This window comes from Amycolatopsis kentuckyensis (genome assembly GCF_041679295.1).
GTDB lineage: Bacteria > Actinomycetota > Actinomycetes > Mycobacteriales > Pseudonocardiaceae > Amycolatopsis > Amycolatopsis kentuckyensis_A.
In genome coordinates this window covers 1,090,237-1,111,244 of the sequence record NZ_JBGDMD010000001.1, presented here as the reverse complement: position 1 = coordinate 1,111,244, position 21,008 = coordinate 1,090,237, and the positions used below count along the sequence as shown (strand labels likewise).

General features: G+C 72.3%; 19 protein-coding genes. 7 read left to right on the top strand and 12 right to left on the bottom strand.

The features are described 5' to 3' along the window. Window positions 1–32: 32 nt before the first annotated feature. From ACERZO_RS05225 to ACERZO_RS05215, 3 genes are all read right to left on the bottom strand, one after another. Complete coding sequence (locus ACERZO_RS05225; protein WP_372662512.1) at window positions 33–392, bottom strand: YciI family protein; 360 nt, start codon at window positions 390–392, stop codon at window positions 33–35. A gap of 75 nt (window positions 393–467) precedes the next feature. Continuing rightward, window positions 468–1,247: a hypothetical protein gene (locus ACERZO_RS05220; RefSeq protein WP_372662509.1), complete on the bottom strand. Its 780-nt coding sequence runs from the start codon at window positions 1,245–1,247 to the stop codon at window positions 468–470. A 154-nt stretch (window positions 1,248–1,401) separates the two neighbouring features. Then, a complete protein-coding gene (locus tag ACERZO_RS05215; RefSeq protein WP_372662506.1) occupies window positions 1,402–2,412 on the bottom strand; it encodes a hypothetical protein in 1,011 nt (336 codons plus the stop codon). Between the two features lie 78 nt (window positions 2,413–2,490). Here ACERZO_RS05215 and ACERZO_RS05210 point away from each other — a divergent pair, with 78 nt between their 5' ends. After that, window positions 2,491–3,069, top strand: a complete 579-nt coding sequence (locus ACERZO_RS05210) for a TetR/AcrR family transcriptional regulator (protein WP_372662503.1) — start codon at window positions 2,491–2,493, stop codon at window positions 3,067–3,069. On the opposite strand, the gene ACERZO_RS05205 is transcribed toward ACERZO_RS05210, so the two are convergent. Then, complete coding sequence (locus ACERZO_RS05205; RefSeq protein ID WP_372662500.1) at window positions 3,045–3,836, bottom strand: helix-turn-helix transcriptional regulator; 792 nt, start codon at window positions 3,834–3,836, stop codon at window positions 3,045–3,047. The genes ACERZO_RS05210 and ACERZO_RS05205 overlap by 25 nt on opposite strands. A gap of 67 nt (window positions 3,837–3,903) precedes the next feature. On the opposite strand from ACERZO_RS05205, the gene ACERZO_RS05200 reads away from it, so the two are divergent. Beyond that, on the top strand, window positions 3,904–4,977 hold the full coding sequence (locus ACERZO_RS05200; RefSeq protein ID WP_372662497.1) for an alcohol dehydrogenase catalytic domain-containing protein: 1,074 nt from the start codon (window positions 3,904–3,906) through the stop codon (window positions 4,975–4,977). Window positions 4,978–4,990: 13 nt separating this feature from the next. Continuing rightward, a complete protein-coding gene (locus tag ACERZO_RS05195) occupies window positions 4,991–5,923 on the top strand; it encodes a hypothetical protein (protein WP_372662494.1) in 933 nt (310 codons plus the stop codon). Here the strand turns inward: ACERZO_RS05195 and ACERZO_RS05190 are convergent. Beyond that, window positions 5,875–7,038, bottom strand: a complete 1,164-nt coding sequence (locus ACERZO_RS05190; RefSeq protein WP_372662491.1) for a lipase family protein — start codon at window positions 7,036–7,038, stop codon at window positions 5,875–5,877. The genes ACERZO_RS05195 and ACERZO_RS05190 overlap by 49 nt on opposite strands. An 18-nt stretch (window positions 7,039–7,056) precedes the next feature. After that, window positions 7,057–8,619: a GMC oxidoreductase gene (locus ACERZO_RS05185; RefSeq protein ID WP_372662488.1), complete on the bottom strand. Its 1,563-nt coding sequence runs from the start codon at window positions 8,617–8,619 to the stop codon at window positions 7,057–7,059. A gap of 104 nt (window positions 8,620–8,723) precedes the next feature. Here ACERZO_RS05185 and ACERZO_RS05180 point away from each other — a divergent pair, with 104 nt between their 5' ends. Beyond that, the gene (locus ACERZO_RS05180) at window positions 8,724–9,284 is read left to right on the top strand and encodes a TetR family transcriptional regulator (RefSeq protein ID WP_372662485.1); all 561 of its coding nucleotides are present in this window, start codon (window positions 8,724–8,726) and stop codon (window positions 9,282–9,284) included. A gap of 243 nt (window positions 9,285–9,527) precedes the next feature. Here the strand turns inward: ACERZO_RS05180 and ACERZO_RS05175 are convergent, their stop codons facing one another. Further along, a complete protein-coding gene (locus ACERZO_RS05175) occupies window positions 9,528–9,878 on the bottom strand; it encodes a hypothetical protein (RefSeq protein WP_372662482.1) in 351 nt (116 codons plus the stop codon). Between the two features lie 207 nt (window positions 9,879–10,085). Between ACERZO_RS05175 and ACERZO_RS05170 the strand changes: the two genes are divergently transcribed. Beyond that, window positions 10,086–13,217: a family 43 glycosylhydrolase gene (locus ACERZO_RS05170; RefSeq protein WP_372662479.1), complete on the top strand. Its 3,132-nt coding sequence runs from the start codon at window positions 10,086–10,088 to the stop codon at window positions 13,215–13,217. 118 nt (window positions 13,218–13,335) lie between these two features. Continuing rightward, window positions 13,336–13,674: a hypothetical protein gene (locus ACERZO_RS05165; RefSeq protein WP_372662476.1), complete on the top strand. Its 339-nt coding sequence runs from the start codon at window positions 13,336–13,338 to the stop codon at window positions 13,672–13,674. A gap of 95 nt (window positions 13,675–13,769) precedes the next feature. On the opposite strand, the gene ACERZO_RS05160 is transcribed toward ACERZO_RS05165, so the two are convergent. From ACERZO_RS05160 to ACERZO_RS05140, 5 genes are all read right to left on the bottom strand, one after another. Then, window positions 13,770–14,774 carry a hypothetical protein gene (locus ACERZO_RS05160; RefSeq protein ID WP_372662473.1) on the bottom strand — a complete coding sequence of 335 codons (1,005 nt, stop codon included), beginning with the start codon at window positions 14,772–14,774 and terminating at the stop codon, window positions 13,770–13,772. After that, entirely contained in the window at window positions 14,761–16,932 is a 2,172-nt protein-coding gene (locus ACERZO_RS05155) for a xanthine dehydrogenase family protein molybdopterin-binding subunit (RefSeq protein WP_372662470.1), read from the bottom strand. Before ACERZO_RS05155 ends, ACERZO_RS05160 begins: the two co-directional genes overlap by 14 nt. Then, on the bottom strand, window positions 16,929–17,927 hold the full coding sequence (locus tag ACERZO_RS05150) for an FAD binding domain-containing protein (protein WP_372662467.1): 999 nt from the start codon (window positions 17,925–17,927) through the stop codon (window positions 16,929–16,931). The genes ACERZO_RS05155 and ACERZO_RS05150 overlap by 4 nt, the downstream gene beginning before the upstream one ends. Further along, on the bottom strand, window positions 17,927–18,400 hold the full coding sequence (locus tag ACERZO_RS05145; protein ID WP_372662464.1) for a (2Fe-2S)-binding protein: 474 nt from the start codon (window positions 18,398–18,400) through the stop codon (window positions 17,927–17,929). The genes ACERZO_RS05150 and ACERZO_RS05145 overlap by 1 nt, the downstream gene beginning before the upstream one ends. Before the next feature lie 80 nt (window positions 18,401–18,480). Continuing rightward, window positions 18,481–19,362, bottom strand: a complete 882-nt coding sequence (locus ACERZO_RS05140; RefSeq protein ID WP_372662461.1) for an AraC family transcriptional regulator — start codon at window positions 19,360–19,362, stop codon at window positions 18,481–18,483. 74 nt (window positions 19,363–19,436) lie between these two features. Between ACERZO_RS05140 and ACERZO_RS05135 the strand changes: the two genes are divergently transcribed. Then, complete coding sequence (locus ACERZO_RS05135) at window positions 19,437–19,919, top strand: MarR family winged helix-turn-helix transcriptional regulator (RefSeq protein WP_372662458.1); 483 nt, start codon at window positions 19,437–19,439, stop codon at window positions 19,917–19,919. Window positions 19,920–21,008: the final 1,089 nt, after the last annotated feature.

Sequence of the window (21,008 nt, the reverse complement as noted above, 5' to 3'; positions counted from 1 at the left end):
TGTCACCCCGGTCCGGGGTCCGCCGCCACGGCTCAGGCGGCGAACCCGGCGAGCGCGCGCACCTCGATCGGCGCGTGGATCGCGGCGGTGACCCGGGCGGCCCACCCCAGCGCGGCGTCGAGACCGTCGGCTTCGATCAGGTAGAAGCCGCCGATGTGCTCCTTCGACTCGGCGAAGGGCCCGTCGGTGGTCAGCAGGCCGTCGCCGGCTTCCCGGACCACCCGCGCGGCCGCGGGCTCGGCCAGCCGGGCGCTGAACACCCAGGCCCCGGTCGTCTTGAGGTCGTTCTCGACGTCGCCGAGCCGCTGCTGCATCGCCCGCAGGTCCGCCTCGGTGGACGACTCCCGGACTTCACCTTCGACGCTGTGCACGGAGAGCAGGTAGTGCGCCATGACGTTCCTCCTCGCGGGCGGGCCCGTCCCGCCGCTCACCGCTCGTACGAACGGGCCCGCCGCGGATCGACAAGGCTACTTGCGCGCGGCCGTGTAGTTCCGGAACAGCAGGTAGGTGTCCAGGATGTCGGACGACGCGCTCTCGACCGAGCGGTAGATCCCCCACTTGGGCCGCACGTAGTCACCCTGGTCCGGGATGTTGACGTTCGCCATGCTGCCCTGCGCCGCGACCGGGGCGCTCGTCCCGGTCCCGTTGCGGATGACGCACGACGCCTTGCCCTTGGACCCCGGGGTGAAGGTCCACTCGATGGTGATCCACTTGTTCCGCAGCGGCGACAGGTCGGTGGCCGCGATGCTCGGCGAACCCGAATTGGCGTACGCGCGGGCGTTGAGCATTTCCTTGCCGCCGCTGCGGGTCAGGTCCAGCGTCACCCACGGGCCGCCGTTGGTGGACGGCGTCTTCGTCTGGAAGATGTGGGTGAACTTGCTGGTGCCGTGCAGGGTGCCCGGGATGTACATCTCGTAGGAGAGCGCCCAGGTCTCCCCGTTGTGCATCTTGAGCGTCGTGCCGCTCTGCACCATGCCCTTGGACTCGGTGCGCTGGCGGTCGCCGCCGCCGGTGGTGTCGCGGTCGTCCTTCCAGATGTTGAAGCGGTAGTGGTCGCCTTCGACGACGACGTACTTGCGGTCCGGGTGGTGGTTGCCGCGGTCGGCTTCGATGCCCTCGAAGGCCTTGAGCCCGTCGGTGGCGGGGTCGGGGTGCCACAGCGGGGCGGCTTGCGCGAGGGGGCTGAACAGGATCGGGACGGTGAGGGCGGCGACGAAGAGGGCCGTCCTGCGGGGGAATGCGGGCATCGTCGGTGTGTCCTTCCTGACGAGTGTTCGGCAGGGGTGCACATCGGTCGGCGGACGGACCCGGCGAACCGGGCTGGACATCCGATGTCTGGCGCCACGAAGTTAGCGCTTTCTGGCAGCGGTTGGCAAGGTGTGCGGCTATTTGGTCGGCTATTCATCTGATGGCTGGGCCGGCGTAGCACTCGGCCAAGGCGCCGAACGCCGCCTTCGGTTCCCACGGCACGTCCTCGTACGTCTCCCCCGTGCCCTCCTCCAGCACCTTCACCACGCCCCAGCTCGCCATGTCCAGGTCGGCCCGGGGATCGGCCCGGTGCACCAGCCCGTAGCACACGAAAGTGCAGGCGAACGCCGCGTCGACGCCCTCCGTCTCGAACACCTCCAGCAGTTCGCGGAAGTACCGTGCCTGCTCCTCTTCGTCGCGCACGTAGGAGCCGTTCAGCCGGACCGGCTCGTCGCCCTCGTACTCGACGATTTCGCCGCAGCGGGCGCCGAGGTCGGCCGCGCCGCGGTAGGGCGTCACGCCGAACTCCGTGATCGCCACCGGTTTGCCCGCGGCGACCAGCGCGCGGACGCCTTCGCGGTACCCGTGCTCGACCTCCTTCGAGCGGTGCGCGTCCACCGAAACGATGTCGAACGGCGTCCAGTCCACCCGCTCCAGCGGCACCGACGCGTACGTGACGCGGCCGCCGAACCGCGCCCGGACCGCCTCGACCGCGCGGGCCAGGAAGGCGTTGACCTGCGCCGGAAGTCCCGCGATGAGATCGCGGGACGCCATCAGCCCGGCCACGCGGGCGGGGAGGTCGCCGCCCGGCAGGAAGCCGTGGTTGAACAGGCTCAGCTCGGCCCCGGTGACGAACACGACCTCGGCGCCGGCCGCGCGGAGGCGTTCGGCCCGGGCGGCGCCGTCGGCCAGCAGGTCCAGGACCTCCTCCGGGTGGAGGTCCCAGGGGAACGGCGAGAACCACACCTCCAGCCCGAGCGCGGCCGCCTCCCGCGCGGCGTGCTCGATCCGGTCCAGGTCCGTGCCGATCAGCCGCACCGCCGTGCAGTGCAGGTCGTCGCGGATGATCGTCAGCTCGCGGCGGACCAGGCCCGGGTCGAACGGGCGGTTGAACCGCCCGCCGCGCGCCAAGCCCGTGTCGTAGCCGATGCCCTTGGCTCTCACAGCTCCTCCGAAATCGCGGTTCCTCCGGGAATTTAGGGTACGGTCCGTACCGTACCCTAAAGCGGTACACTGCCGCACATGGCCGAAAAGACCCGTCGCCGCGGCGCCGAACTGGAAGCCGCGATCCTGCGCGCGGCCGCGGACGAGCTCGCCGAGGCGGGCTACCCCGGCCTGACGATGGAACGCGTCGCGCACCGGGCCGGCACCAACAAGAACGCGATCTACCGGCGCTGGCCGAACCGCGCCGCGCTCGGCGTCGCCGCCTACCGCCACGTCGCCGAGGACCGGCTCACCCTGCCCGACACCGGCAGCCTCCGCGAAGACGCGCTGGCCCTGCTGCGCGCGATCAACTGCGGCCAGTCCTCCCCCGCCGCCCGGATCCTGCGCGGCCTGCTGACCGGCGTCGGCGACGAACCCGAGCTCCGGCAGCAGCTGCACGACCAGGCCGCCGAGGGCGGGACGAAGCCGTGGCTCACGCTCGTCGACCGGGCCTTCGCCCGCGGCGAAGCGCGTCCCGAAGCCCGGCACCCGCGCGTCGCCACCGTGGCGCTCGTGCTGCTGCGCAACGAATTCCTCACGCGCGGACTGACCACAGTGGACGACTCGGTGCTCGTCGAGATCGTCGACGAAGTCTACTTGCCGCTCGTGGGCGCGTAGATCGTCAGGCGCAGCGCCGGGTCCTCGGCGACCTGGAAGGTGGCGTAGTCGAACTCGGCCGGCTCCGGGACGTACAGCGTCTTCCGGCCGGGACCGCTCCGGCCGACGTCGTGGCGGTCCCACCACTTCGCGAACTCCCGGCAGCCCGAGCGCAGCCGCGCCGCCAGCCCGGTGAACGCCGGGTCGCCGGCCCACAGGTCGTGCGCGGACCGGAACTGCGCCACCGCGTGCTCGGCCTGCGCGGCCCAGCCCCGGCCGAACAGCAGCCGGCCGCGCTCGTCGAGCAGCAGGAAGACCAGGACGTTCCGGTCCGCCTCCGGCATCGCGGCGAAGTCGGCGAACAGCTCGGCCGCCGCGTGGTTCCAGGCCAGCACGTCCCAGCGGCGGCCCGTCACGTAGGCGGGCTCGCTCAGGCCTTCGACGAGCCGGCGGGTGGCTGCCGGCACCTCTTCACGCGCGAACGGGGTCCGCGCCGGGTTCCGGGCGAGGGCACGCAGGTGGGCGCGCTCGGCGTCGTCCAGCCGCAGGGCACCCGCGAGGGCCTCGACCGTCGCGGCCGACGGGCTGACCGTGCGGCCCTGCTCGAGCCGGATGTACCAGTCGACGCCGATGCCGGCCAGTTCGGCGACCTCTTCGCGACGCAGCCCCGGCGTCCGGCGCCGGCGGCGGTCCGGCAACCCGAGCGCCGCCGGGCTCAGCCGCTCGCGCCGGGACCGCAGGAACTGCCCCAGCCCGGCTCGCGCCGCGTCCGGCATGACGACCTCCATGACACTGGACAGTCCCAGGACAATACCAGGTCTGGCTACCACTCCCGATCTTTCCGACGATGGCGGTATGAAAGCTGCAGTCCTCGAAGAATTCGGTAAACCGCTGTCGGTGTGCGATGTCCCCGAACCGGTGCTCGGCACGGGCGAAGTGCTGGTCGACGTCGTCGCGGCGGGGGTGCTGCCCTACGCCGCGGAGGTGTTCCGCGGCGAGCGGAACTACCTGCTGACGCTGCCGGTCGTGCCCGGCGCCGGCGCGGTCGGCCGGGTCCGCGCGACCGGTCCGGACGCGACCCGGTTGCGACCCGGCGACTGGGTGCTGTGCGACCCCACCGTCCGCTCCCGCGACGACGCGCTCACCCCGGACATCACGCTCCAGGGGCTGAGCGCACGCGGCGACGGCGGCCTGTTCCTGCAGCGGCACTTCGGCCACGGCTCGTACGCCGAGCAGGTGCTCGTGCCGACCGAGAACGCGATCCCGCTCGGCCCGATCGAGGCCGCCGACGCCGGCCGGTGGACCGCGCTCACGCTCTGCCTCGTGCCCTACGGCGGCCTGCTCGCGGCGGATCTGCGCCCGGGCGAGACCGTGCTGGTCAGCGGCGCCACCGGGAACTTCGGGAGCGCGGCCGTCGCCGTCGCGCTCGCGATGGGCGCGGCGTGCGTGGTCGCGCCGGGCCGGAACGAGGCGGCTCTCGCCGACCTGGAGCGGCGCTTCGGCGCGCGCGTCCGGACCGTGCGGCTGACCGGCGACGACGACCCGGCCCGCTTGCGCCACGCGGCGCCGGGGCCGATCGACGTCGTCCTCGACCTGCTGCCGCCGTCGGCGGGCACGGCGGCCGTGCGCGTGGCGGCGATGACGGTCCGCGAGTCCGGCCGGGTGGTGCTGATGGGCGGGGTCGGCATGCTCGGCGGCGACGACCTCGCCCTGCCCTACCCGTGGCTCATGCGCAACAACATCACCGTGCGCGGCCGGTGGCTGGCCCCGCGGACGGCGAACGCGAGCCTGATCGCGCTCGCTCGCGCCGGGCTGCTCGACCTGGACCTGTTCGCCGTCACCGAGTTCGGGCTGGACGACATCGCGGCGGCGCTCGACCACGCCGCCGGGACCACGACGCGCTTCGCCGTCACGGTGGTGCGTCCCTGAGTAGCTTCGAAGGATGACCAGACTCGACCGCCACGCCAAGATCGCCGCGGCCCTCGCCGAGGCACCCGACGACCTGCCGGCCGCCGCCCGTCCGCTCGGCACCGGGATCGGCGGGTCGACGTGGCTGCTGGAGGTGGCGGGCGAGCCGGTGTTCGTGAAGCGGGTCGCGCTGACCGACGTCGAACTGGCGAACCCGCGGTCCACGGCCGACCTCTACGGGCTGCCGCCGTGGTCGCACTACGGGGTCGGTTCGGCGGGCGGCGGGGCGTGGCGCGAACTGGAAGTGCACCTGGCGGCGACCGGCTGGGTCCGCACCGGCGCCTGCGAGAACTTCCCGCTCCTGCACCACTGGCGGGTCCTGCCCGGCCTGCCGCGCCCCAGCACGGACATCGAGCGGGACGTCGCGTACTGGCACGGCGACGCGGGTGTCCGGCGCCGGCTCGAAGCGCTCGCCGGCTCCACCACCGATCTCGTGCTGTTCCTCGAACACCTGCCGCAGGACCTCGCGCACTGGCTCACCGCCGACCCCGGCGGCCTGGCCCTGGCCCACCGGGACCTCCGCCGCGTCACGGACTTCCTGGCGGGCCAGGGGGTCCAGCACTTCGACGCCCACTTCGCGAACATCCTCACCGACGGGGACCGGCTCTACCTCACCGACTTCGGGCTCGCCGTGATGCCGGGCTTCGCGCTTTCGGCGGCCGAAGCGGAGTTCCTCGCCGACCACTCCGCGCACGACCGGGCCTACGTGCTGACCCGCTTGCTGAACTGGGCCGTCCGGCACGGCCTCGACGACACCGGCCTCCGGCGTTATGCCGCCCTGGCCGAGGTCGTGAACGGCTTCTACTTCGCGCTGCACACCGAAAGCCGCAAGACGCCGTACCCGCGGGACGAGATCGCTCAGCAATTGGAGCGTGCCGGCTTGCCCGCGAACCGGTCGCCGAGGTAGTTCACGACGTCGCCGGCCGAGAACGCCAGCGTCGTCACGTGTTCGCCGACGTACGTGCCCCACGTGACGTCCACCCCGGCCGCGCAGTACTCGCGCCGCAGGGTCTGCGCCTGCGACAGCGGGATGATCTCGTCGAGGCCGCCGTGGAACAGGAAGACCGGCGCGTGCGGCGGCCGGGCGCCCAGCTCGTTCCCCGCCAGCCTCGCCTGCCACTTCGCCGTCGTCAGGGGGTTCGACGTCGTGTAGTCGGCGATGTGCCCGAAGGCGTAGCCGAACACCGCGTCGACGCACGCGTCCTGCTGCGTCTCGTACAGCGTGCGGCCGCGGGCGTTGAGGTAAGCCGGCAGGTCCAGTTCCGGGTACGCCGCGTCCAGGCCCAGCGCGGACAGCAGCAGGAACCCGAACCCGACCCCGCCGTCGAGGTTCTTCGCCACGACGTTCAGGTCCGCGGGCGTCCCGCCGGCCGTGATGCCGGCGACGTGCAGTTCCGGCGCGTACGACGGCGCCAGCTCGCCCGCCCACGCCGCTCCCCCGCCGCCTTGGGAGTAGCCGGAGAACGCGACCGGCCCGCCCGCCGCCAGCCCCGCGGCCGGCAGCCGGGTGGCCGCGCGGACCGCGTCGATCACCGTGTGCCCCTCCGAGCGGCCGACGACGTAGGTGTGCCGCCCCGGCGTGCCGAGGCCCTCGTAGTCGGTGATCGCGACCGCCCAGCCGCGGCTCAGCATCGCGTCGACGAACAGCGGTTTCTCGTAGTCCGGCTGGAACTTCGAGGGCGCGCAGCGGTCACCGATGCCGCGGGTGCCACTCGCCACCGAAACGATCGGCCGCGGGCCGGCACCGGTCCACGGTGCCGCCGGCACCAGGACGCGGCCCGACACCGCGATCGGCGTGTCCGTTGCGGACCTCGACCGGTACAGCACCAGGAATCCCTTGGCCGCACCGGAATCCGGCAGCGGCCGCCACCAGACGATGTCGCCGTCGGCGCCGGCCGGCAGCGGGCTCGGCGGCGTGTAGAACGCGTCGCCGTCCGGGCCCCGCGGTGGATCGGCGGCCGCCGGGCCGGCCGTGGCGAGCACCAGGACGACGGCCAGCACGAACGTCCACAAGCGACGCATGGGAACTCCTCGTCGAGTTCAGAAGACGCGGTCGACGTCTTCGGCGATCAGGTTGTCCAGCGCGCGCTCGGCGAGCGCGGCAATGGTCATCGAGGGGTTGCAGGCGGCGGTCGTGCCGGGCATCAGGGCGCCGTCGAGGACGTAGAGGCCGCGGTGGCCGAGCACGCGGCCGTCGAGGTCGCAGACCGAGCCCAGCGCGGCGCCGCCGAGCGGGTGCCACGTGCTGGGAACGACGGCGGTCGTGTCGAGCAGCACGCCGAGCGGGCCGGCGATGCGGGAGATGCGCTCATGGATGCGCGCGCTGAGCTTCGCGTCGGCGTTCGACGGCCAATGCAGGACAGCGTCGTCCTTCGCCGCGTCGTAGACGAACCTGCCGCGGCCCACGCTGATCCCGTACCCGACGAGCATCGTGGTCCGCAGGTCCGGCAGCGGTGGCAGCGACGCCTGGATGACGGTGTTGGCCGTCGCGGGGTCGTCCCACTCCTTGCTGCCGTAGACGACCGGGCCGCCCTGCGGGGCGCCGAAGTCGTCCGCGAGGTCGGTCCAGGTGTAGATGCGGTCGCCGTTGCTGCCCCAGCCGGCGCCGAGCGCGTCGGGCAGGTCGGGGATGTCGCCCTTCGCGCCCGCGCGCATCAGCAGCCGGGTCGTGTTCGCCGTGCCGGCGGCCATGACGAGCGCCTTTGCCGTGAGGACCTTCTGCTCCAGCACGGTTCCGGCGGTGTCGATGCGGTCGACGCGGATCTCCCAGCGGCCGTCGGGGGCCAGGGCGACGTCGGTGACGTTGTGGAGGGTCGCCACCGTGCAGCGGCCGGTGGCTTCGGCGGCGGCGAGGTAGGTGACGTCGACCGAGTGCTTGCCGCCGTTGTTGACGCCGAGCGCGCAGTCGCCGTTGGTGTAGGACGGTTTCATCTCGCCGTTCAGCTCGCGCAGGGCGAAGTCCCAGTCGATAGGCATCGGGATCTTCTCGACCGCGTAGCCGGCGTTGCGCGCGTTGCGGGCGAAGACCCGTGACGCCTTGTACGACTTGCTTTCGATGAGAGCGTCCGGCGCGGTCGCGATGCCCAGCATGCGGGCGACGCGCGGGTAGTACTCGGCGTCCAGGCGGGCGTAGTCGAGCTGCTCGGGGAAGCAGGCGTGGAACAGCTCGGCCGTCGGCTGCAGCGTCATGCCCTGGTAGACCAGCGACCCGCCGCCGACGCCGGCCGCGCACATCATGCTCATGCCCTGACCGCTCACTTGCTCCAGCAGCCCGGTGTAGCGCTCGAACGGCGGCAGCGACGGCAGGCCGGGCAGCGCGGGAGCGGAGCCGAGCCAGAAGATCCGCTTGTCGGGCGCCGACGTCGGGTGCGGGAACGTCTCGGCGCCGGGCCCGGTCGGCCAGCGGCGGCCGCGTTCGAGCACCAGCACCGGCACGCCGGCCTGCGCGAGCCGCAGCGCCGTGACCCCGCCGCCGAACCCGGACCCGATGACGACGACCCGGTGCTCTTCCCGGGTGACCGGCACCCGGCCCGCCCCGAGCGCGGCGACGCCCGCGACGGCGGCCGCGCCCCGCAGGACGGTACGGCGGTTCAGGCTGCGCATGGGGCGGCTCCTTCGGCGACGGTGACTGTCGGTGACCCTACGAACCCGAACCGAGAGATGGAACGGATTGCCGGTCTCACTACTCGCGAGTAATGTCCGGGGTCATGCGCGCTGTGCGACCGTCCGCGGCCGTGCCCCGGCGCGTCGACGCCCGCCGCAACCGCGAGGCGATCCTCCGCGCCGCCGACGAGGCGTTCAGCGAGGACGCTGACGTCGTCCTGGACGAGGTCGCCCGCCGCGCCGGGCTCGGCCGGGCGACGGTCTACCGGCACTTCCCCGACCGCACGGCGCTGGCCCTCGCGGTCGCGGCCCACCACTTGGCGGCGCTGAAGAACCGGGCGCGCGGGCCGGAGCCGTTCCGCGAGCTGCTGCGGACGGTGCTGGCCATGCAGGCCCGGCGGCGCCCGCTCGTCCGGCTGTTCCGCGAACTGCCCGAGCGCAGCCAACGCCAGTACACGCAGGCACTGGTTGCGTTGCTGCGCCCGGCTTTCGAGGAAGCACAACGCGAAGGCAGCGTGCGCGCGGACCTGGAACCGGCGGATCTGGCGCTGCTGTTCGAGATGCACGAGGCGGCGCTGGTGGCGGCGGAACCGGCCGAGCGCCTGGTGCGGGTGTTCCTCGACGGCCTGGCCGCTGCGCGTGAGCCGGGTGCGGAGCACGCTTAGCCCGCCTGGAGCACTCCTTGCGCCGAACGTGTGAATGCCGGTCGCGCAGCGAAGATCCGCAGGTCGGACCACAAAAACGTGGTTGATCGGCGAGAGGCCTGGGTACTTCTGGGACACGGCACCGGCACCTCGGATCCCAGGTCCTCCTTCGCCGGTCCGCCCCTCAGCCCGTGACCGGGTCCGCCCGCGGCACGGCACAGCCATGCAATTTTTCGCCCACCGGAGTGCACCATGACCAACGACTCAGGAGCCTGGCACGCCAAACTGCAGCGCGAACAGGAAGCCATCCAGCGAAAGCGAGCGCGGCAGGCCTCGCGAACGCCGGCCGGGACGTCCGCCACGCCCCGCTGACCCGACCGTCCACAATGGATGCCGCGGCGCCCGGTCGAGGTGCCGCGGCATCGTTCGTTCCGGCGGCGTCAGCAACGCTTCCGCGTACTTCCGGAACCCCGCCCCGAGCCGGTTGCGCTCCCCCGCGCGCGTGGCCACCGCCACCTCGCCCGGCTCGACGCCCTCGAGCGACACCGTCGTCAGGTCCGCCCGGTAGCCGGTCACGGCGGTCGGCTGCGCCGGGATGATCGCCACGCTCGCCACGAGTTCGATCTTGTCCTCGACCGCGTCGATGAACGGCCCGCCGCGGAACGGCTCGCGCCCGCTTTCGCGGACCTCGGCTGACCGGCGCGGCTCCCCGGGCGACCTCTTGACCAGCGGACACGACGGACTCTAAGGTCAGCGTGCCCCATTCGATGTTAACGTTAACATCCCGCTGGCCCCCGACGCGCCCCGAAGGAACCGACAACGATGAAGTTGTTCTCCCCGCGCCGTTTCGGCGTCGTGCTGGCCGTCGCGGCCGCACTCGTCCCGCTGGGCACCGCCGGTGCCGGCGCCGCGCCCCCGTCCGACGGCGTCCGGGAAGCCGCGAGCACCCTGTCCGTGCCCGGCATCGACGACGTCCGCGGCAACCTCACCCTGCCGACGAGCGGCGCGGGCGGCACGAGCGTCGCCTGGACGTCGTCCGCGCCCGCCGTCATCACCCCGACCGGCGAGGTCACCCGGCCGCCGACGGGCGCCCAGCCCGCGAAGGTCGTCCTCACCGCGAAAGTGAGCCTCGGCCGCCAGACCACGACGCGGCGGTTCACCGCCACCGTCGTCCCGAAGCCGAAGCAGGAACCCTTGGCGGGCTACAGCTTCTTCTACTTCACCGGCGAAGGCACCTCCGACGGCGAGCAGATCTACTCGGCGCTCAGCAAGGGCAACGACCCGCTGAACTGGACCGAGCTGAACCACGGCCGCCCGGTGCTCAAGTCGAGCCTGGGCGAGCTGGGCGTACGCGACCCGTTCATCCTCCGCTCCCCCGACGGCGACAAGTTCTACCTGCTCGCCACCGACCTGCGGATCTACGCCGGCCGCGGCTGGGACGCCGCCCAGCGCACCGGCAGCCGGTCGATCATGGTCTGGGAGTCCACCGACCTGGCGCACTGGTCGCGCCAGCGCAGCGTCCAGGTCTCCCCGCCGACCGCAGGCAACACCTGGGCCCCCGAAGCGTTCTGGGACGCCGAACGCGGAACCTACGTCGTCTACTGGGCTTCGAAGCTCTACGCCGAGAGCGACCCGAACCACACCGGGGACAGCTACAACCGCATGATGTACGCGACCACACGCGACTTCGTCACCTTCACCGCGCCGCAGGTGTGGAACGACCCGGGCTACTCGGTGATCGACTCGACGGTCATCAAGAACCAGGACACCTACTACCGCTTCACCAAGGACGAGCGCAACAACACCTCGTCGACGCCGTGCAGCAAGTTCATCACCGAAGAGAAGTCCACGGACCTGCTCGACCCGCACTACGGCTTCGTCGCCGACTGCATCGGCAAGGCGACCGCGACCGGCCCCGGACTCTCCGCGGGCGAAGGCCCGACGGGGTTCAAGTCCAACACCGAGGACAAGTGGTACCTGTTCATCGACGAATTCGGCGGCCGGGGCTATGTCCCGTTCGAATCCACCGACCTGAACTCGGGCAAGTGGACGATGTCCGCCGGGGCGCACCTGCCCGCGTCGCCGCGACACGGCACCGTCCTGCCGGTCACGCAGGCGGAGATGGACCGGCTGAGCGCTCTCCCCGTGCCGGCGCAGGCGGACGCGAACGGTCTCGTCGCGCACTGGCCGTTGGACGCGAAGTCGGGCCAGGTCGCGGCCGACACGACGGGCCACGGCTATGACGGCGCTCTCGCCGGCGACGTCTCCTGGGCCGACGGCTCGCTGACCTTCGGCGGCACCAACGGACATGTCCAGCTGCCCAACAACCTGCTGACCGGCGCCGCCGCGGCGACGGTGTCCGCCGACGTCCTCGTCGACCCGGCCCAGCAGACGCCGTACTTCCTGTGGGGTCTGGGCAACACCGCGAAGGACGGGACCGGCGACGGCTACCTGTTCACCACGGGCGGCACCGCGAGCGGCGGGCTGCGCGGCGCGATCGCGACCGGGAACTGGACGACCGAGCAGCAGGTGGCGGCGAGCGGCGGGTTGCCGCGGGGGGTCTGGAAGAACCTCACGCTGACCGTCGGCGACGGCGTCGCGGTGCTCTACCTCGACGGCGTCGAAGTGGGACGCAACGCGAACGCGACGATCAAGCCGGCCGACCTCGGCGGCGGCGTCACGGCGGCCAACTACCTGGGCCGGTCGGTGTACGCGGGCGACAAGTACTTCCGCGGCAAGATGAAGGACGTGCGGCTGTACAGCCGCGCCCTCTCGGGCCTCGAGGTCTCGGCGCTGCCCTCCACCAGCACGACGATCCGCTCGGTGGACCTGGCTTCGCTGAAGACACCGGCCGTCATCGACTCCGGCGCGTCGACGGTCGTGCTGCCGGTCCGGCCCGGAACGGACCTGCACCGGCTGTCGCCGGAGTTCGGGCTGGCCCCGGGCGCCACGATCAAGCCGGACGCGCGGACCGTGGACCTGAGCCGGCCTCGGCAGTTCACGGTGACGGGCGCGGGAGGCGACCGTCGCGTGTGGACGGTCGAGGCGCACGAGACGCGCAGCCCGGTCCTGCCGGGGTACAACGCCGACCCGAACATCGTCGCGTTCGGCGACACGTACTACCTGTACCCGACGACCGACGGCTTCGACGGCTGGAGCGGCACGAAGTTCTCCGCGTGGTCGTCGAAGGACCTGGTGAACTGGACGGACGACGGTGTCATCCTCGACCTCGGGCCGGACGTCTCCTGGGCCGACAGGAACGCCTGGGCGCCGACGATCGCGCAGCGCAACGGCAAGTACTACTTCTACTTCTGCGCGGAAGCCAAGATCGGCGTGGCGGTGAGCGACTCGCCGACCGGCCCGTTCGCCGATTCGGGGAAGCCGCTGATCGCGACCAACCCCGACGGCGGCCAGGCGATCGACCCGGCGGTGTTCGTCGACGCCGGCGGGCAGCCGTACCTGTACTGGGGCAACGGGAACGCCTACGTGGTCCCGCTGAACGACGACATGGTGTCGTTCGACCCGGCGAAGATCACCCGGCTCACCGGCCTGGACGGCTTCCGCGAAGGCCTGTTCATGGCGCAGCGGCACGGGACGTACTACCTGAGCTGGTCGATCGACGACACCCGCAGCGAGGACTACCGCGTCGGCTACGCGACGGCGCCGTCGCCGGCGGGGCCGTTCACCAACCACGGGCTGATCCTGAGCAAGGACGCGCACCTGGGCGTCCTCGGCACCGGGCACAGCTCGATGCTGCAGGTCCCGGGCACCGACGACTGGTACCTCGCCTACCACCGGTTCGGCATCCCGGGCGGCGACGGCACCCACCGCGAGACGACGATCGACAAGCTGACCTTCCGGCGCGACGGGACGATCGCGCCGGTGACGCCGACGCTGGAGAGCGTGCGGCCGGAGCGGATCCCGCAGTGCCGCGGAAAGGTGCGCTACAGCTGAGACCGGGCCACTCGAACCGGTGAGACGGAGATCACCAGCGGCGGCGTTTACCCCGGCTTCAGCCGGGTAAACGTCCGCCGTTCAGGTCTTTTCGCCGCTTCCGCCCAGGAGTCGTTTGATGACCAGCGTCCTGACCGACGGCCTCGAAAGCTCGCGCCCGGTTCCGGCGCCGCGTCGCCGTCCGGTTGCCTCCGACGCGCTCACCGAACTCGGCCGCCTCGCCGCGCTGGCCGAGCTCGCCCGGCGGTCTTCGCCGTCCCTCATGCACCACGCGATCCTCGCCGGCACCGCGCCTGCCACGGTCGCGGCGGCCGCACAGCTCGACGTGGCCGAGGCGCACATCCGCTGGCACGAGTGGGCCGACGCGGCGGTCGGCCGCGACGAGTACCTCCGCGTGCACACCGCGTTCGCCGAAGCCGTCATCGCGCGTCACGAAGCTTTCGAGGAAGACCTGTGAAGACCGAAGAGACGACGCTGGCCGACCTGGCCGCGCTGGACCAGGCCGCGACCGAGCTGCTCGCCCAGATCACCGAGCAGCTGGCGACCGCCGCGTCACGGCGCTGAAACCGGCCAGCGGCGCCAGACCGCCACGTGCAGGATCACCGCGAGGCTGAGCGCGTTCAACGTCGTGTGCGTCGTCCACGCGGCGACCAGCCGGTCCGGCACCCCGGCCCCGCGCCCCACCAGCGGGACGAGCCACACCAGCGCCGCCGTCAGCAGCGCCACCACCAGCAGGACCGTGCCGCGGCCCGGCACCGGCTTCAGGCGGATCCCCGGCCACGCCTCGAACAGCATCGCCACGACGAGCACGGACGCGATGACCGCGCCCGCGACCGGCGCCGTCCGGTCCCGGGGCAGCGCGAGGAAGCCCGCCCAGGCGCAGGCGACGACCGCGGCGTGCGCCGTCGCCAGCCGGGCCGCGCGCCGCCGGATCCGGGCGAACGGCCAGCCGCGCAACGCCACGTACCAGACCATCTGCGCGGCACCCAGCACCGCGAACCACGCGGCGTAGTCCTCGCCCGGCACCACGCCGGTCCCGACCAGGCCCCGGTAGAGCGCCCACCCGGCGACCCAGCACACCGCCAAGGCCGCGACGCCCGGCCAGCGCACGCCCCGGCCGCGCACCGGCCAGCCCTCGCCGACCAGCGTGACCTGCAGCATCAGCGTGAAGATGCCGGCCGCCAGCGGGACGGCCGCCGTCCCGGTGACGGCGCGGCCGAGCAGCGTCAGCGCCGCTCCCCCGGCCGCCACGAGCGCCGTGTCGGAGAGGCCGGGCCAGCCGCCGCGCAGGAGGGTGCCCGGCCAGTCCTCCCACCAGAACGCGATCATCGCGACGATCGGCAGCGCGAAGGTGACCGGAGGTCCGAGCACCTCCAGCGAGCGCGCCGGGCCGCCGGCGCCCGCCGCCAGCAGCGCGGCCACCGGCAGGACGAACGCCAGGCCGAGCAGCCCCCGCCGGGGTTGCGCCCGGCGCGCGCCGGCCAGGGCTTCCGGGCTCAGCGCGTCCGGCCGGCAGACCGCCGGGCGATCGTCCGCCAGCTGGTCAGAGGACGTCATCGAGGCGGATCGGCAGCCGGTGGTGCCGCCGTCCGGTGGCGTGGTGCACGGCGTTGGCCACCGCGGCCGCGACGCCGACCATCGCGACCTCGCCGAGCCCCTTGACGCCGACCGGGTTGAGCCGCAGGTCGGGTTCGTCCACGAAGTCGACGTCGATCCGGTGGACGTCGGCGTTGACCATGATCGGGTACTCCTCGAGCGTCGAGTTGAGGAAGCCGCCGAACCGGTCGTCGGCCAGGCTCTCCTCGCGCAGAGCCCCGCCGATGCCCCACACCACGCCGCCGCGGACCTGGCTCGCCGCGGTGACCGGGCTGGCCACCCGGCCGCAGTCGACGACGCTGACCACTCGCGGCACGCGGATCCGGCACGTCGTCGGCTCCACGCGGACCTCGACGAAGTGGGCGATCCAGCTGAACGTGCTGAACTCGGGGTAGACCGGGCCGGCGATGGCGAGGTGCCCGGCCTTCGACTGGTCGACCATCTCCGGGCCCTGTCCCGGCCCGACGGTGGCCGCTTCGACCTCGATCGGGTGGCCTGCCCGCTCGACGGCCGCGGCGACGTCGACCGCACCGGTGTCCGCGGCGTCCAGGTGCTTGCGCAGCTCCCGGAGTCCGGAGTGGACGGCCGGCAGCGCGGTCGCCGTCCCCCACGAGCCCGCCGTGAGGTGCTGCGGCGCGAAGCGGGTGTCGCCGACGCGGACCTCGACGTCGCCCACCGGGATGCCGAGGTCGGCTGCCACGAGCAGCGCGATCGCCGAACGGATGCCCTGGCCCATCTCGTGGCCGTCGACGCCGACCGTCACACGGCCGTTCGCGTGGGCGGTGAGGTGCGCGACGGCGGGCGCGACGTTGCCCGGGTAGTTGCCCGCGGCGACGCCCCAGCCGACGAGCGAGCCGTCGTCCGCTCGCATCGCCCGGGGCTCCGGGTTCCGGTCCGCCCAGCCGAACCGCTCGGCGCCGCGGCGGAGGCACTCGGCGAGGAAGCGGGTGGAGAACGGCCGTCCGGTGACCGGGTCGGTCATCGTGTCGTTGGCCAGCCGCAGCGCGACCGGGTCTTGGCCGGTCGCGTAGGCCAGCTCGTCGACCGCCGACTCGAACGCGAACATCGCCGAGCTTTCGAACGGCGCCCGCATGTAGCCGGGGGTCTGCACGTCGGTCTGCACGAGCCGGTGCCGGCCCCGGAAGGCGCCGAAGCCGTAGAGCCGCGAGGTGACCTCGGTGTGCATCGCGGGGAACAGGTCGTGCCGCGACGTCTGCTGGTCGACCTCGTGGACGGCGGCGAGGATCTTGCCGGTCTCGTCCGCGCCGAGGCGCACGCGGTGCCGGGTCGCGGGCCGGAAGCTGCCGTTGTGGAAGGTCTGGGTGCGGGCCAGCACGAGCTTGACCGGCCGCCCGAGCCGCCGCGCCACCAGGGCGAGCGGGCCGAGGTGCGGCTGGAGCGAGTTCTTCTGGCCGAAGCCGCCGCCGACGTACGGCGAGCGCACTTCGATGTGCGCGGGGTCGAGGCCGAGCTGCTGGGCGAGCCCGGCCCGGACCGCGGCGGCGTTCTGGGTGCCCTCGTGCACGACGAGCGTGTCGCCTCGCCATTCGACGACGGCGCCGTTCAGCTCCATCGGCACCGCGTGCTGCGCGGCGTGCTCGTAGGTGCGCTCGATCCGGACCGGGCTCGCGTCGACCGCCGCGTCCGCGTCGCCGACCTTGATGTCGGCGAGGAACGGCAGCGGGATCGCCTCTTCCTGGACCAGGGTGGTCGCGCCGTCGGCGTCGAGGTGGACGGCGAAGGGCTCGGGCTCGTACTCGGCCGTGACGAGCTCGGCGGCCTCGGTCGCGGCGACCAGGGTCTCCGCGACGACGAGCGCGATCGGCTGACCGCGGTAGGCGATGTGGTCGTCCAGCAGCGGCTGCAGGCTCTGGAAGGAGAACCCACCGCCCATGATGAACCCGGGACCGCCCAGCTCTTCGGCGTCGAAGCGGGTCACGACGAGCAGGACGCCCGGCACGGCTTCGGCCGCCGTGGTGTCCACGTGCGACACCCGGCCGCGCCCGGTTTTGGCGAGGGCGAGCGTGGCGTGCGCGACGCCGTCCAGGACGCGGTCGGTGCCGTAGGCGGCCTGGCCGGTGACCTTTTCGTAGGCGTCCACGCGGCGCGGGTCGGTCATCGGGTGGCTCTCTCCCCGGCCATCCGCACGGCGTCGGCGACCGTGCGGATGCCCAATTCGACTCGGAATCCGTTGTAGGTGCCGGGCCGCGCGCCGGCGAAGGCGATCTCCCCGGCGTGCCGGGCGGCTTCGGCGGTCAGCGGCGCGCCGCGCAGGGCGCGTTCGGCGTCCCCGGCACGCCACGGCCGCGTGGCGACGCCGCCGAGCGCGATCCGGCAGTCCCCGATCACGCCGTCTTCGAGGGTCAGCGCGACCGCGGCGGAGGCGAGCGCGAAGGCGTAGGACTCACGGTCGCGGATCTTCAGGTAGGTGGAGCCGCGGCCGGCGGGCGTCGCCGGGACGCGGATCCGCAGGATCAGCTCGTCGGCGTCGAGGGTGTGCTCGCGTGCCGGGTCGTCGCCGGGTTCGACGTGCAGGTCCTTACACGCGACCGTGCGTTCGCCGCGGGGGCCGACGACGTCGACGACCGCGTCGAAGGCGAGCAGTGCGATGGCCCAGTCGCCGGGGTAGGTGGCGATGCAGGCGTCGCTGGTGCCGAGCAGTGCGTGGGTGCGGTCGTGGCCTTCGCGCGCCGCGCAGCCGCTGCCGGGTTCGCGTTTGTTGCAGGGGAACTCCGGGCCGCCGCGGAAGTAGCCGCAGCGGGTGCGCTGCAGCAGGTTCCCGCCGACGGTGGCCATGTTGCGCAGCTGCTGGGACGCGGCCCGCCAGAGCGACTCGGACAGGGCCGGGTAGCCGGCGCGGACGGCCGCGTGGTCGGCGACGTCGGCCATCCGGGCCCCGGCGCCGAAGGACAGCTCGTCGGCGCCGACGTCGATGGTGGTCAGCTCGGGCAGCCGGTGCACGTCGACGACGGCGGGCGGGGTCTCGATGCCGAGCTTCATGAGGTCGTAGAGCGTCGTGCCGCCGGCGAGGACCTTCGTGCCGGGGACGGCATCGCGGAGAGCGTCGACGGCGTCGGCGAGGCTGCTGGGCGCGACGTAGGCGAAGGGACGCATCAGCCCTCCTTTTGTGCGTCGGCTGTCTGCCGGACGGCGGCGACGATGCCGACGTAGGCCCCGCAGCGGCAGAGGTTGCCGCTGAGGTATTCGCGGATCTGGTCGTCGTCGGCCGTGTGGCCCTCGGCGATGCAGGCGAGGCCGGACATGATCTGGCCGGGGGTGCAGTAGCCGCACTGCAGGGCGTCGTTGTCGACGAAGGCCTGCTGCAGCGGGTGCAGCGCCCCGCCGGGGCCGGCGACGCCTTCGATGGTGGTGACGTTCTGCCCGGTGGCCTGCACGGCCGGGGTCAGGCAGGAGACCACGCGGCGGCCGCCGAGGTGCACGGTGCAGGCACCGCAGTGGCCCTGGTCGCAGCCCTTCTTGGTGCCGGTCAGGCCGAGCCGTTCGCGCAGCACGTCGAGGAGCGACTCGCGCGGATCGAGCTCGAGCCGGACGGCCTCGCCGTTGACGATGATTTCCGGAGTGGACACCCGGGCGACGCTAGCCCGCTTGCGGCGCCCGGCGCTTTCCCGTGATTGCTGCGGGAGCCGCCGTTTATTGCTGGTACCGCTTATTGCCGGTACCGCGCGGCGGTCCGGTAGGCGGAGGGCGACTGTCCGATTTGGGCCCGGAAGGCGGAAGCGAACCGCGAGGGGGTCGCGAATCCGCACGCCTGCGCGATCTCGGTGACGGAGAGCTCGCCGCGTTCGAGGTGCCGGCAGGCCCGTTCGACCCGGATGCGGGTGAGGTACCGGTAGGGCGTCTGCCCGGTGGCGGTCTTGAAGACGCGCAGGAAGTGGAACGGGCTCAGCTCCGCGGCGGCGGCCATGTCCGCCAGCGACAGCGGCAGGTGGTGGTTGTCCCGGATGAACCGGACGGCCCGCCGCGTCCGCAGCTCGTCCCGCCCGAGCTCCCGCGGCGCGGGTGCGGCGGCGTGCCGGGTGAGCAGGTGAACGGCGAGGAAGGTGGCGGCGGATTCGGCGTACAGCTCGTCGGCCCCGGCGAGGGCGGCGGCCCGCAGGGCCCCGATCACGGAGGCGAGCACGGGATCCTCGACGGAGAGCGCATCGGGCCGGCCGAGCCCGGCGGCGTCCCGGCCCCAGAGGTCGAGAGCGGTGCGGTCGACGAGTGCGCCGGGGAGGTGCACATGCGTGGTTTGCGTCCGATCCGCGCCGCGCCAGCGGATCCGCGTCGGATGCCCGGGAGCGGTGAGCCCGATCGACCCGGGCCCGTAGTCCGCCCGCCGCCAGGTGGCGCCGTGCCGCGATTCGATGGCGGTGGAGCCTTGGCCGACGAGCACGACGATCTGGTCATCAACGGCGGGAAGGTCGAGTTCGGCGGCTTCGGCGTTGTCGAGAAGCCGAACGAGCACCCCGGACCAGCCGTTGTCCCGGCGGCTGCACAACCGCACGCGAGCAGCGGCTCCCGGATCGAACGTCAAGGCTTCGGACACACGACTCCTTCGGACCGACGTCCCGACCCTAACAGGCGATCGGTTCGAATTTGAACTTTCGGTAGGTTGAAGCCATGGGTCCCGGTCTGAGCGCGGAGGAGCACAGGGCATGGACGGCCCTCCGCACGACGTACGCGCTGCTGCACCAGCGCTTGGACCACCAGCTCAAGCGCGACGCGGGGTTGTCCCATTTGCAGTACGAGATCTTGGCCCGGCTGGCCGCGGTTCCGGAGCGGGAGCTGAGGATGGCTTCGTTGGCTTGTGCGGTGGGGAATTCCAAGAGTGGGTTGACTTATCAGGTGGGGCAGCTGGAGCAGGCGGGGTTGGTGACGCGGCGGACTTGCGAGAGTGACGTCCGGGCGGTTTGGGCGGTGTTGACGGAGGCGGGGGCCGCTCGGCTGGCGGGGGCCGAGCCGGGGCATGTGGGGTTGGTTCGGTCGTTGTTGGTGGATGTGTTGACTCCGGAGCAGTTGGCGGTGCTGGCTGATGGGCTGGGTGAGGTGAACCGTCGAATGCAGGTGGATGATCAGGGCGGCGGGGCTGTGGGTTGTGGGTGATGCGGTGCCTGGTGGGCTGCTTGGTCTTGAGGTTTGGGCCGGCTCGGACTTGCTGACTGGACTGCCGTTTGTGGGTTTCGCGCTCTGGAGCTGCTGTGGGCGTGCCTGGTTGGCTGCTCGCGGGCGGTTTGGCTGCTTTTCGTTGGCGTTCAGCCGGCTCCGCGGAGCCTGGGGACTTGGCTCGTAACCGAAGCGACGGAGTTGCGATGCTCGGCTGGCGTGCTTGGCTGTGGCGCGAAGCCAGGATTGACCTGGCTGGCTGATGGCTTTAGCAGCAGTCGGAGTTGCCGCACTCGGCTGCCGAGATTGGCTCTGGTGCGCAGAATCCAAGTGGGTTTTGCGTTCAGCTGGAGCAGCGGCCAGAGTCGCTGTGCTCGGTAATCGGCTTCAGCGCGCGGAGCCCCGGCGCGCTCGGCGGGCGTTCACCGGGAGCCACGGCCTGTGCCGCTGCGCCCGGCGGGCGTAGTTGGTCGTGGTGCGCAGAACCCAGCAGGCACAACTGGCCTTCAGCGCGAACAGCGGACTGAGCTGCCGCGCCCGGCTGGCGTAGCTGGTCCTGGCGCACGGAGGCCTAGCGGGCTTGACTGACGCTCGGCGCGAGCAGCGGCCTGGGCTGCCGTGCCGGACTGGCGTAGCTGATCTTGGCGCACGGAGGCCTAGCGGGCTTGACTGACGCTCGGCGCGAGCAGCGGCCTGGGTTGCCCTGCCGAACTGGCGTAGCTGGTCCTAGTGCGCGGAGCCTGGTGGCTCGGCTGACGCTTGCCGCGAGTGGCGGTCTGAGCTGCTGCGCCAGGGCTGGTGTAACTGGTCCTGCTGCGCGGAACCCAGCAGGCACGACCGGTGTTCAGCGCCAACAGCGGATTAAACTGTTGCCCAGCTGGCGTGTCTGGCTCTGGTGTACGGGGCCTGCGGCCTTATCTGCGTTCAGTCGGAGCAGCGGCGCTGTGCTGGACGGGCGTATTTGGTCCGGGCGCGCGGAGTCTAGCGGGCTCGCCTGGCGTTCAGCGCGAACGGCGGTCTGAGGTGCTGTGCGCTAGTGGGTGCGATTGGTTTTGGTGCAGGAAGTCCGCGTGGTCTGGCTAGCGTCGG

What these genes read in the sequence shown, in the direction of transcription:
- ACERZO_RS05150 (WP_372662467.1), bottom strand. Translation starts at nt 17,927, where the DNA reads ATGCGTCCCTTCGCCTACGTCGCGCCCAGCAGCCTCGCCGACGCCGTC.
- ACERZO_RS05185 (WP_372662488.1), bottom strand. Translation starts at nt 8,619, where the DNA reads ATGCGCAGCCTGAACCGCCGTACCGTCCTGCGGGGCGCGGCCGCCGTC.
- ACERZO_RS05210 (WP_372662503.1), top strand. Translation starts at nt 2,491, where the DNA reads ATGGCCGAAAAGACCCGTCGCCGCGGCGCCGAACTGGAAGCCGCGATC.
- ACERZO_RS05195 (WP_372662494.1), top strand. Translation starts at nt 4,991, where the DNA reads ATGACCAGACTCGACCGCCACGCCAAGATCGCCGCGGCCCTCGCCGAG.
- ACERZO_RS05225 (WP_372662512.1), bottom strand. Translation starts at nt 392, where the DNA reads ATGGCGCACTACCTGCTCTCCGTGCACAGCGTCGAAGGTGAAGTCCGG.
- ACERZO_RS05165 (WP_372662476.1), top strand. Translation starts at nt 13,336, where the DNA reads ATGACCAGCGTCCTGACCGACGGCCTCGAAAGCTCGCGCCCGGTTCCG.
- ACERZO_RS05155 (WP_372662470.1), bottom strand. Translation starts at nt 16,932, where the DNA reads ATGACCGACCCGCGCCGCGTGGACGCCTACGAAAAGGTCACCGGCCAG.
- ACERZO_RS05190 (WP_372662491.1), bottom strand. Translation starts at nt 7,038, where the DNA reads ATGCGTCGCTTGTGGACGTTCGTGCTGGCCGTCGTCCTGGTGCTCGCC.
- ACERZO_RS05220 (WP_372662509.1), bottom strand. Translation starts at nt 1,247, where the DNA reads ATGCCCGCATTCCCCCGCAGGACGGCCCTCTTCGTCGCCGCCCTCACC.
- ACERZO_RS05170 (WP_372662479.1), top strand. Translation starts at nt 10,086, where the DNA reads ATGAAGTTGTTCTCCCCGCGCCGTTTCGGCGTCGTGCTGGCCGTCGCG.
- ACERZO_RS05135 (WP_372662458.1), top strand. Translation starts at nt 19,437, where the DNA reads ATGGGTCCCGGTCTGAGCGCGGAGGAGCACAGGGCATGGACGGCCCTC.
- ACERZO_RS05200 (WP_372662497.1), top strand. Translation starts at nt 3,904, where the DNA reads ATGAAAGCTGCAGTCCTCGAAGAATTCGGTAAACCGCTGTCGGTGTGC.
- ACERZO_RS05180 (WP_372662485.1), top strand. Translation starts at nt 8,724, where the DNA reads ATGCGCGCTGTGCGACCGTCCGCGGCCGTGCCCCGGCGCGTCGACGCC.
- ACERZO_RS05160 (WP_372662473.1), bottom strand. Translation starts at nt 14,774, where the DNA reads ATGACGTCCTCTGACCAGCTGGCGGACGATCGCCCGGCGGTCTGCCGG.
- ACERZO_RS05205 (WP_372662500.1), bottom strand. Translation starts at nt 3,836, where the DNA reads ATGGAGGTCGTCATGCCGGACGCGGCGCGAGCCGGGCTGGGGCAGTTC.